Annotated in this window: 9 protein-coding genes; 7 read left to right on the top strand and 2 right to left on the bottom strand. The window is 61.1% G+C overall.

The genetic code is table 11. The annotated features are described in order from the left end of the window. From IRZ24_RS11135 to IRZ24_RS19805, 6 genes are all read left to right on the top strand, one after another. A partial coding sequence (locus IRZ24_RS11135) for an HD domain-containing protein (RefSeq protein ID WP_297163965.1) occupies positions 1-1,648 on the top strand: 1,648 nt, incomplete at its 5' end. Positions 1,649-1,819: 171 nt separating this feature from the next. Then, the gene (locus IRZ24_RS11130; RefSeq protein ID WP_297163962.1) at positions 1,820-3,730 is read left to right on the top strand and encodes a hypothetical protein; all 1,911 of its coding nucleotides are present in this window, start codon (positions 1,820-1,822) and stop codon (positions 3,728-3,730) included. A 72-nt stretch (positions 3,731-3,802) separates the two neighbouring features. After that, entirely contained in the window at positions 3,803-4,795 is a 993-nt protein-coding gene (locus IRZ24_RS11125; protein ID WP_297163960.1) for a DevR family CRISPR-associated autoregulator, read from the top strand. Between the two features lie 49 nt (positions 4,796-4,844). Continuing rightward, positions 4,845-5,582, top strand: a complete 738-nt coding sequence (locus IRZ24_RS11120; RefSeq protein ID WP_297163957.1) for a hypothetical protein — start codon at positions 4,845-4,847, stop codon at positions 5,580-5,582. Positions 5,583-5,698: 116 nt separating this feature from the next. Next, entirely contained in the window at positions 5,699-6,748 is a 1,050-nt protein-coding gene (cas6, locus tag IRZ24_RS11115) for a CRISPR system precrRNA processing endoribonuclease RAMP protein Cas6 (protein WP_297163954.1), read from the top strand. A 328-nt stretch (positions 6,749-7,076) separates the two neighbouring features. Then, the gene (locus IRZ24_RS19805) at positions 7,077-7,448 is read left to right on the top strand and encodes a MauE/DoxX family redox-associated membrane protein (RefSeq protein ID WP_366914272.1); all 372 of its coding nucleotides are present in this window, start codon (positions 7,077-7,079) and stop codon (positions 7,446-7,448) included. A 112-nt stretch (positions 7,449-7,560) separates the two neighbouring features. Here IRZ24_RS19805 and IRZ24_RS11110 read toward each other — a convergent pair whose 3' ends face one another. Together IRZ24_RS11110 and IRZ24_RS11105 are read right to left on the bottom strand one after the other, a co-directional pair. Next, on the bottom strand, positions 7,561-8,379 hold the full coding sequence (locus tag IRZ24_RS11110) for an SDR family NAD(P)-dependent oxidoreductase (protein WP_297163952.1): 819 nt from the start codon (positions 8,377-8,379) through the stop codon (positions 7,561-7,563). Between the two features lie 486 nt (positions 8,380-8,865). Beyond that, positions 8,866-9,906: a zinc-dependent alcohol dehydrogenase family protein gene (locus IRZ24_RS11105; protein WP_297163950.1), complete on the bottom strand. Its 1,041-nt coding sequence runs from the start codon at positions 9,904-9,906 to the stop codon at positions 8,866-8,868. A 148-nt stretch (positions 9,907-10,054) separates the two neighbouring features. Between IRZ24_RS11105 and IRZ24_RS11100 the strand changes: the two genes are divergently transcribed. Then, on the top strand, positions 10,055-10,273 hold the full coding sequence (locus IRZ24_RS11100; RefSeq protein WP_297163947.1) for a hypothetical protein: 219 nt from the start codon (positions 10,055-10,057) through the stop codon (positions 10,271-10,273). Positions 10,274-10,914: the final 641 nt, after the last annotated feature.

Below are 10,914 nucleotides of genomic sequence, written 5' to 3'. Positions count from 1 at the left end.
GAGCGGGCGCTATCAGGGCGAGAATGTGATTGTGGTGGCGACGCAGGTGGTCGAGGTGGGCCTTGATATCTCGGTTGAGACGCTGCACAGCGAGCTGTCACCGGCCAATAGCCTGATCCAGCGCGCTGGACGCTGCGCGCGCTTCCCTCACCAGCAGGGGCAGGTCTTTATCTACTCGCTTCCCGTCGATGATCAGGGCCAAGCGCAGACACTACCCTACGAGCCGGAACCCTGTCAACGCACGTGGGAGGCCCTGGCCGAGTACGATGGCCAGGTCGTGCGCTTTCAGGAGGAGCGCCGCCTGCTTGATACAGTCCATTGTGAGAGCGATCTCCAGTTGCTGGCGCGCTATGAGGAGCAACGGCCCCATCTGCTTGAGAAGATGGTGACCAGCTTGAGGAAGCCCGATCCAAGTGTGCGCTCTACGCTGATTCGCGATGATCTGCAAGTGGCGCTGCTGGTGCACGATGCGCCCGAAGAGGAGATCGTCACAGCGCCCTGGCAATGGCAGCTTTTCACACTGCGTCCCAGTCTGCTGCAGGGTCGGCACTGGCAGGCCCTACAGGAGCGGGCCGCGGCGCTGGGCCTCGATTGGGTGTGCAAACAAGCGGTGCTCATGGATACCGGGAGCGGGGGAGCGGCCCAGGGCGAGGACGATAGCCGGCGCGAGCCACTGTATACGTGGGAGCCGGTGACCAACCCGGCCCAGATCAGTAGTGCCCTGGTGCTGGCTTTGCCGCAGGCCCTGGTGACCTACGATCGCGATCTGGGCCTGGTCTTCCGCGACGGGCGCCTGCCATTGCCAGCGCGCTGGCAACAGCGCCTTGAGGGTATGCGCTACCAGAGCCGTCCGCTGGAACGGCGGCGCGCCGGTGTAGTCAGCCAGACGGTCTCACGCCAGCGCTACGAGGAGCACATTGGGGGACTGGCCGACGCCTATCACTACGGCCTCTATCATGAGCTGGCCTATGCTCTGCGTCGCTTGGAGGAGCGCATGGGATTGGCAGCGGGCACAATTGATCAGGCCATTCAGTTAGCGCTGGCCCTGCACGATCTGGGTAAGCTCGCTGAGGGCTGGCAGCGTTGGGCCCGCGCCTGGGAACGCCTCTATCACGAAAAGAAGGGCCTGCACTATCAGGAGCCGGCAGCCGATTATCTCTTTGCCAAGACGACCTATGACGTGCGGGCCCGCGAAGAGCGACAGTGGGAGCAAGAGCTAGCAGAACGCCGTCCTAACCACGCCTGTGAGAGCGTGGCCCTGGCGCGCCGCTTCATCGTGGACTGCCTGGGCGCAACAACGCCGGCAAGTCCCACGGCGCCCGTGGTGCGGGCTACCTGCTACGCCATTGCCCGTCATCATACCACAGGGGCTCACGAATATGGTGCGGGCAGGCTGGCGCCAGGAGCCTTAGAGGCGGTGCGGCGAGCCTTAGCCCTGGTACAGCGCGAGACCTCGTCTCGGCCCCTGAACCTGGAGTTGATCCTGCCGGAGTGCCAGCAAGGAGATCTCTTCCCCGAGAATGCCACCTCAGGGAAGTTCAGTCAGCCCGCTCTGGACCTGCACAAACCTCTGTACGAAACCTGGCTGGCCTTTGTCATGACACGGGCTTTGCGCCTGGCCGACCAGCGCGCCGACGCGTATCGTTAGCCAGGCGAGCTTGCCAGTTCGCTGACAGGCTCGCGGTCCTCGGGCCAGAAAGGGGAGGCGAGAGGAGAGGTCTAGACCATGCGCCAGATCGTGTACCAAACGCTTGCCAAGTTATCATTTGTGGTTTGCTCGTTTTATAAATAGCGCAAATCGCCTAACAGAGGACAGTGTATGACAACGCTCTATGTCAACAAAGCGAGCGGGACATTCGCCGATACCCTGCTCGCCCTGGGCGTAGCCGATCTCATGCGGCTCGGCCTGGCGCGCCTGGGCCGTCCGGAGCAGTCTGCGGAGATCTACGACGCCGGCCAGAGCTTTCTGATCCAGCTCCCTCCCGTGGAAGAAAGCGACCTGGCGAGCGGTAACCGCCTCCCCCTGCTGCGCCCCCTAAGCACGGCCAAACAGCAGGAGCGGCAGGCGAAAAAGGGGCGCACATTCAGCGAGGTCGAAATCTTCGACTACGAGGCCGAGCAAGAGAAACAGCGTCAGCTACAGGCACAGCTCGCCAAACTGCCGCCCGAGAAGCGGTCGCCAAAAGCGCGCCTCAACCCTTCTCCAGAGCTGCAGCAGCTCCTGAGCAACGGCCCCAGCCCTGAGCTGGAGCACTACAAGGCCATCAACGTCATGAAGGTCGCCGACACCTTCAATGAGCTGGTGCTGCGTTGGGAGAGCCTGAGCGCCGAGCAGCAATGGTTTGCTGTGCGTCTGCTCTTCCGCCTTTTCTCCGAGCCGCTCAACGACGTCGAGCAGGCGCAACGCACCTGGGAGAAGTGGGCCAAGGAGCAGGGCCTCAGCGGCAAGGCCCAGGCCACCGCCGTGCAGCTGCTCAATCCAACCAGTGGCAAAGGGGCCAATGCCCCCAAAAGCAACCGTCTGGCGGTTGGCGGCCTGGAAAGCTTCTGGCTGCTGGAGCTGGTCAAGTTCCGCGGCTTCATGCTGGGCGCCGCTCCCTATATGCTCAGTGGCAGCAAGGACCGCAAGACCTTCGTGGTGCTGCCCGAAAAGGTCGAGCTGGAGACGCTCAGGACCATCATGCAGAAGTTTCGTGAGATCTGCTGGTCCAGCACGGCCATCAAACAGGATATTCTGGCCGCCCTGCGCCTGGCTCAGGCTCTGGTGAACCACCGGCGCAATGAGCTGGCGAGCAGCCAGAACCTTGACCCGGACGAGCTTCCTCCCCTGGTCAGTATCACCCACGGGCTTGACGTGGCTTTCTACAAGGACATGGGCAGCGCCCACGCGGTGATGAATGTCTCGACCATCAATCTGCCCTCGTGGCTGCCGCCGCGACCGCGCTCCGTCGCCGAGGCCACGCAGATCGATGAGCTGCTGGAGGAGCACATCGCCATCATCAACCGCATCGAGGGACCACAGGGGAAAGAAGGCAGCGAAGAGCTAGAGCTGCTGCGCATCTACCGCGACTTTCTCTCCAGTCACGATCTGCGCCTCTTCTGGCGCTTCGCCGCCAGCTATGGCCCTTACCTCTTCCGTCAGCGGGAACGCGAGAAAAACGAGAAGCGCTGGCTCAAGCAGTTTGCCAGCCAGGGCTTGGACAAACTTGTATTACTGGAGAGTGCTGCAATGGAAACGAAAAAAGGAACCCAGGACCTGAAACTGACCCCCATCCTTCAGAACAAAGGCTTCCAGCGCATCGCCTCGGCCATCCGCGAGGCAACGGTCAACGCCCAGCGCCGCCGCTTCCAGGATAACAACTATCCCTACGAGGTGCGCTACGGACTGGGGCAGGAGCTGCTGCGCAAGATCCATCGTCGCGACGAATTCATGCAAGCCCTCAGCGAGTTTCTGCTGCATTACAACGCCGAGACCGCGCGCGAAGAGGAGAAGGTGGCGCAGAAGCTGGGACGCGCCTTGCGTTCAGAGGACTACAACCAGCATCATCTGCGCTACCCCGTCACGACCAGCGATATCGACGAGTTTACGACCCTCTTCGACCAGTATCCCTGCGAGCTGGTGGCCTCGATGCTGCTCTCTTATGGCTATGCCCGCTGGGGCAAGGCCGCGGAAAGCAGCCAGAGCGAGGAGGATACAGAGGCAACAGACGACCAAAGCCTACAGAACTGATTTATCATTTACCTCGCAACATAAATAGCACCAACGGCAACGATCATCACAAAGAAAGGGAGGAATCTAACTATGGCAAACACACCAGTCTCTCTGTCCATCGCTGCGCGCATGACCCTGAACATGCACAGCCTCAACAACGAAGGCGGCGAGGGGAACCAGATTCAGACGCGCATGGTCGATATCATCGGCGACGACGGTCTGCTGCACACCGTCAACGCCATCTCTGGCGACATGCTCAAGCATGTCCTTATGGAGCACTTCTATCGCCGCGCACGTGAGGAGGGCCTGAGCCTCTGCGCTGGCTGTCAGCAGTTCGATGCCAACCGCATCAATGCCGACAGCGACTTTATTAAGGGAGCTGGCGATACCGGCGCAGCCCTCATCGATGGCCTGCTGCAGCGCTGCGCCATGGACGACGTTGGTGGGATTCTGGTGACTGAAGGCGGGCGTTCGGTCCCGCGCAAGTCGGTCTGTGAATTCGGCTGGGTTGTGGCCTTACCCGAGCGCGTACGGACCGATAGCTACTTCCACGTCAAGTACGCCCTGGAGCGCGGTCCGGGCGCGACGCGCAAGGAGGAGAGCAACGAACACAAAGGGGCCAACCTTGGACAAAGCATTTTCCATCGCCCGGCTTCCAGCGGCGTCTACGCCGTGGTCTGCCACGTCGAGCTGAGCCGGGTAGGCTACAACGATATCGCGCAGAGATACGCCATCAGTGCCGAAGAGCGCCAGCGCCGCACCCGTGTCCTGCTTGAAAGCCTGCTCTACAGCTTCCTGGAGTTCAACGGCGCCATGCGCTCGACCCAGCTCCCTCACCTGCTGGCCCTGGAAGGCTTCATCAGCACCAGCGACACCGCTACGCCGGCGCCGCTGGTCAGTCCGCTACTGGGCGGCAGCGATGAGCCGCAGGCCTACCGTGAGCAAGCGGAGGCCATTGTTCGCGCCCTGAACGGCGCTGGTCCCCAGCATGTGCGCCTGCAGACCTTCGATACGCTGGCCGAGTTCTCGCAGCAGATGCGCTCGCTGATCGATAGCATTACCCCCGAGGCGGCGTCGGCCTAGGGGTCGATTGGTCGGTTGGCAGATCACACAGAAAGGAGGCAGACGACCAATGTGGATCGTCGCGCACTACTTGCCGGTCTCTTTCTTCTCGCTGCGACCGGCCAGCGCTACATCCTCGGGTGGTCAGACGCTGCTGGTGCCGACCCCTTTCGCTATCAAGATGGCCCTGCTCAGCACCCTGATCCGCACTCGCGGTCTGGCAGAGGGGGAACGCCTCTTCCCCGCTCTGCGCGACCTGCCTATCGCCCTGGAACCACCAGAACAGGCGGTCGTCATCAAGGGTTTCAGCAAGATCCGCCGCGAGCTGAAGGACAAGAGCAATCCCGAAAAGGCTGCTCGCGCGCGTCTAGAAAAAGAGTATCCTTTTCAGCCGACAATCGCTTATCGTGAGTACATTAGCTACTATGGAAGCCTGCGTCTGGCCTGCGAGGTAGCTGAAGGGAGTCCTCTGACGGCAGTGCTGCCGGAGCTGCTGGTCGGTCTCAACTACCTGGGCAAGCGCGGCGGCTTCATCCAGATCCTGCAGCCTCCTGCGCAAAGTGCGGAGCTGCCCGCTGGCAGCTTTCTGCTGCTGACCGCCTCACGGCAGGAGACGTTTCCTATGCAGGGGACGCTGCAGGTGCTCGATGACTGCGGGCCGAAGCTGACCTTCTCTCAGGCCAACATCTATACGAACGAGCGTATTGTGCTGAACCGGGACCGCGTGCTCCGTCACGTAGTGCTCCCTTATCAGCGCTGGCGTTCTTCCCACTCCTATAGCTGGTATCGACGCTTGCCGCCTTCATGATACGAGGGGAGATGACCAGCAACGCAGCTTGCATGCCGCGCCGTCCCCCGTCTTGGCCAGGGAAGGGAAGAGGCTCCGCTTATGGATATGACCTTACTCACATGGAAGGGAGGTCTATGCTCACAACCTATCACCTGCTATGGACCATGCGCGTCGAGACACCGCTAGAGCTGGATGACTCTCCGGGGACGGCGCTGCGCGGCGCGCTTTTTACGGCGATCTGGCGCCGTTTCTGCACGAACAAGCAGGCCCCCACTTGCCTGGAATGTCCCCTGCTGCAGGTCTGTCCTGTCAGTGCGCTGTTGGCGCCAGCGGATGACCCGCAAGCGCCAACGCTGCAGCGCCTTAACGGGCAGCCCTGGGGGCGCGATATTCCTCGCCCCTATGTGCTGGAGCCGCCGTTAGAGGGAGGACGGCGCTACGAGCCAGGCGAGCGACTTGTGTTTGGAATGACGCTCATTGGCCGACGCGTGGAGCTGCTGCCCTATGTTATGCTCAGCAGCCAGGAACTGGAGCGCCAGGGCCTGGGGCGCCCTTTGCCAGAGAACGGCTCGCCTCCCCGACGCGGCGGGCTACGCATCGAGAGGATCGAGGCCTATCATCCTTTTAGCGGGGAGCGGCAGCAACTCTATCGGGCTGGGGCCCAGCAGGTCAGAACGCCGACGCTGGCAGTGCAGGCGGAGGATGTGCGCCAGCGCGCGCTGACGCTGCCGGAGCAACGGGTGACGCTGACTTTCTTGACCCCCCTGCGCCTGGTACGGCATGGCGCGCTCTGCAAGGAGCCGGATTTCGCTACCCTCGTGCAGCGACTGCTTGAGCGCCTGGAGCAACTGGGACTGGCCTACGGCGCTGCCGAAGAGGCGCGCGCCCTGGCAGAGCAGCGGGAACACCTGCTAGCGCTGGCGGCGGCGGTGCGCTGTGAGGGGCATACAATGCGCTGGCAGGATATGCCCAGTTATTCACGTCGCTTGCGACGCGCTACTCCCATTGGCGGTCTGGTGGGGCAGGCGACTTTCGTGGGCGACCTGGCAGAGCTGCGGGAGCTGCTTGTGTGGGGTGAGCTGATCCACGTGGGGAAGAACGTGGTAAAGGGCGATGGCTGGTATCGTGCCAGCAGCGCAGCGGAGGGAGATAGCTTCTCGGCGGCCTATTTCTCTCGGCTTTAGAGAGGGGCTCCTGTCCGCCTTAGCCAGACCAGGGCTGGCCTGACAGGGTGGTCCGCTTAGCCAGCGGACTCTCCCCGCCACAGGCAGCTCTGGGCCTGGCAGGCGCACCTACCTGCAGTTCCCTGATTGCACTGCTTCTGAGTACATAGCCCATCCATCATAGTAAAAAGCACAACAGTTCCTAATTGGAGAGAATAAATTTCCCTACTCAAAGCCCTTTCTAGTCCCAAATCAAGCCATACACTCTACTTATCATTTTGCTACCTAGCTAGCTAGTAGCACCTTTTTACCAATTTTACCGGTAGTCGAGGTAAGCGACGCCCTGGCTTTGCTGCTGGGAATAGCGGCGCGCTGGATGGTTTTCGCTTTGCTCATCCTGCTCCTGATATTTTCCAGCGCTTTGGGAACGGCCTGGTGGCACCATCTTCCTCTCGCTTGCCACTGTTTTGGAGAGGTTAACAGCAGAGAGGTCAGCTTTTTTCATCGCTCTGTATTGCGCAATGCAGGCTTAGGGTCGGTAGCTCTAGGAATAGGGCTGGCTTCTGCCTCGGCACGCCGCTCGCCATTTCCAGCCCTATTGATCGATCGAGCCTACCAGCCTGGGCTACTTGGGGCTTGGATGGCCCTGGCGCTCCTGCTGGTTGTTCTAGCGCTCTGGGCAGTCTTCGCAGCTTTCAGAAGGTATGAGGCTCTTAGATAAGGGGAAGAGGAGATCGCAGGTGGAGCAAAGGTCTGCCGCAGGTGCCTGGTTCTGTGGATGAGAGACACTCATCTGCAGGAACCAGGCTATTTTGTCAGGGGCTTCGCAGAGACTAGCTAGCAAGGGCGCCGGCATCCACCAGCAGCGTGCTGCCGGTCATCAACAGGGAGAGGTCACTGGCGCAGAAGAGCGCTACGCGCGCCACGTCGTCGGGAACGCCAGCCCGCCCCAGCGGCAGGCTTTCCCCGAAAGAGTCGCCGAGCATATCAGGAGCTCCGGCTGCCGCCATCTCCTGACGCAGCTCTGCGATCCCGGGCGTGCGGATCAGCGTCGGGGCCAGGGCCAGTACCCGAATATTGTACGGTCCAAATTCAATGGCCAGGCTCTTGGTCAGGCCGCGAACCGCATGCTTGGAGGCGACATAGTGCGCTAGGCCGGCCCCTCCCTGATAGCCAGCAGTCGAGGCCAGATTGATAATCACTCCTCCGCGCTGGCCCTGGATCATGCAGCGCGCTGCCTCGCGCGCTCCAAGGAAGGTCCCACGCAGATTAATGGCGAGCACGCGGTCCCACTGCTCATCAGGCATCTCTAGCGTTGGGCTGCTCGGATAGATGCCAGCATTGTTGACCCAGATATCCAGGCTGCCCAGCTCCTGCAAGGCTCGCTGTGCCAGGTTGCGCACTGAATCGCCGTCCGTGACGTCGACGGGAGCAAAGAGGGCCCGCACCTGGTAACGAGAAGCTAGGCGCTCCGCCGCAGCCTGGCCCTCATCGGCCCGCACGTCACCCAGCAGTATCCCAGCCCCGGCCTCCGCCAGGCGCTCCGCAATGGCCAGGCCAATCCCACGGGCGCCTCCTGTGATGACCGCATTGCGCCCGCGTAGCGAGATCAGCTCAGCCAGGGTCTTGTTACTGACATCGGGAATCGCCATGCTTAGTCCTCCTTTCTTCGACTACTGTCTATTCAGCCAGATAGCAGAGGGGCGTCGAGACCATTCTGCTGAGCCCCGTCAGGAGAAGGGACTACGCATAGCATACACCCAGGTCGGGGCCGGGTGCGAGCCCCAGCCTGCCCCATGTCTGATCTCTCCAGGCACAGGAGCGGCCAGTTGGTCAGGCCTTCTTGCCATCTTTGCTTTGGTGAACCGGAGCAGATCCCCTCTAGAAACCCGGGGATTCTCTTTTTCGGAATGCAACGTCTGGGCCGCTCTAAGTGCTGGACCAGCCCAGCCAATGCCTGTCTCCTTCTCGAAGGAAGGAGGGGACAGCCGTTCCACATTGCTGCCCCCTCCTTTTGTCAGGGGAAACCCAGATGATTCACTCTGCTGGCAGCGGCCTGGTTGGGGCCGTCATGGGGGTCCAAGGCCATAGCATAGCCTGTGACTGGAGGACGGCACCCAGGTAGAGGTAGACCGGGCCTATTGACCGACGATGAGCAGGGATTTGATGGCGCGGCGCTGATCCATGGCGGCATAGGCGTCGGCGATGTGGTCGAGATCGGTGGTGAAGTCGAAGACGCGGCCCGGGTTGATCTGGCCGGCGAGGACGGCCTCCACGAGCTGGGGCAGGTAGGCGCGGACGGGCGCCGGGCCGCCGCGCATGCCGATGTTGCGGTAGAAGGTTGTTTCGGCTGGGATTTCGACTTCGTGCGGGACGCCGACGCGTCCGACGATGGCGCCGGGGCGCGCGCTGGCAAAGGCGGTCTGGTTGGCTTCATTGGTGCCAACACATTCCAGGACGGCATCGGCGCCGATGCCATCGGTCAGCTTCAGGATGGCCTGAACGGCGGCTTCTCCACGCTCGGCGACGATGTCGGTGGCGCCGAATTCGCGGGCCAGTTCCTGACGCTTGGGGTGGCGGCTGAGAATGATGATGCGGTCAGCGCCTAGCAGGCGCGCGGCGAGAACGGCGCAGAGGCCGACGGCGCCATCGCCGACGACGGCGACAGTATCGCCTGCCTTGACTTCGGCTGAGACGGCGGCGTGGTAGCCGGTGCCCATGACGTCGGAGAGGGTCAGGAGCGAGGCCAGGATTTCATCGGAGAACGGGGCGCCGGGGACGGCCATCAGGGTGCCGTCGGCCAGGGGGACGCGCGCTAGTTCGGCCTGCCCGGCGACTCCTTCAACTCCTTGCCCGAAAAACCCTCCTCGGACGCAGGCGGTGTGGAAGCCGGCGCGGCAGTGGGGACAGGTTCCATCGCTGATGGCAAAGGGGGCGATGACGAAGTCGCCGCGCTTGATGGTCTTGACTTCGGGGCCGACTTCTTCGACGAGGCCGATGAATTCGTGGCCGATGGGGCCTCCGGGATGGGGCGAGATGCCGCGATAATACCAGAGGTCAGACCCGCAGACGCAGGCCCGGACGATGCGTACGATGGCGTCGGTCGGCTCTTGAATGACTGGATCAGGTCGCTCTTCTACGACAACGTTACCAGCGCCACGGAAGATGGCTGCTTTCACGTGTATCTCTCCTTTCGCTTGTGCGCTCGTCTATCAGAATGTTCTGTTCTTGTCTTGTGAGGAGTGCGTCTTTGCTTTGCTTCTCTCTATCCGCTGGGTATTATAGAGACGCTTTGAGGCAGGGTGATAGAATAATCGTCGCCAATGATTGGCGGATTCTGCAGGGCAGGCCTTGCCGGCCCAGGCGAGCGGCTATTGCCTGGCCTCGAATATGACTTTCTACGAGGTCGAGAAGCGCTATTTCGAATTCGAGGTTCGCAAGAACGTGGCCAGTATTGTGCTGGTCAAACGAATAGCTGTGGCTTTACGTTTGATGTTACCACACGTATCAATAATGCCATCACCGATTGCCCCCTTTCCTAAATAGGAGCAATCCCTTTACCGTGACGCTCAGGGATCGAGAAAGAGCAGCGATTCCCCTGAATGTGCAGGGGCTGTGTCGTAGGTACTAATCATGTGCCTACAGCGTTTCCTCCATTCACAGTCAGGGTCATCGCTTTTGCTTTTGGCCCCGTCCACACCCGTGGTGGTAACTTTCAAGCTTCATCCAATAGTGCAGGCCTTGCTAACGTGAGGCTGTCAAATAACCCACATCCCTTTGTGCCACCTTGCCCCTAAGAACCCCGGTTTCTGTCCCGGGGCAAGCCAGCTTGTGGTTCACGCCCTTCCTTTCTTTTCCTACTCTTGTCAGGGAAAGTCATGGAATCTCCTCAGCAACATCCTCGACTGATGGCTCACGTTGGTATCATTGGTAGGGGAGAGGAAACAAGGGGAGCCATAGGGCACTGCACAAGACAACAAAGGTGAATAGAGGCCAGGAGTTCGCTCAGACACTCCTGAGCCTGCTGTTCTGCTCTGAAGAAGAGAGAGCATGCAAACGCTTTGGACGACCTTCCCTCCACAATTGGTGCTCGCCGGTTCGACACTCTAAATCATTTATATATGACATATATAACCTAGGAATCACTTCTTTGTTTTATCACTGCTTTTCATACGAAGGATGGCAGG

The sequence above is a fragment of the Thermogemmatispora sp. genome (genome assembly GCF_019683755.1).
Classification (GTDB): domain Bacteria; phylum Chloroflexota; class Ktedonobacteria; order Ktedonobacterales; family Ktedonobacteraceae; genus Thermogemmatispora.
This window is presented reverse-complemented; position numbering and strand designations above follow the sequence as displayed.

Coding starts and splice junctions, on each gene's coding strand:
- cas6 (WP_297163954.1), top strand. CDS start 5,699: ATGCTCACAACCTATCACCTGCTATGGACCATGCGCGTCGAGACACCG.
- IRZ24_RS11125 (WP_297163960.1), top strand. CDS start 3,803: ATGGCAAACACACCAGTCTCTCTGTCCATCGCTGCGCGCATGACCCTG.
- IRZ24_RS11130 (WP_297163962.1), top strand. CDS start 1,820: ATGACAACGCTCTATGTCAACAAAGCGAGCGGGACATTCGCCGATACC.
- IRZ24_RS11120 (WP_297163957.1), top strand. CDS start 4,845: ATGTGGATCGTCGCGCACTACTTGCCGGTCTCTTTCTTCTCGCTGCGA.
- IRZ24_RS11110 (WP_297163952.1), bottom strand. CDS start 8,379: ATGGCGATTCCCGATGTCAGTAACAAGACCCTGGCTGAGCTGATCTCG.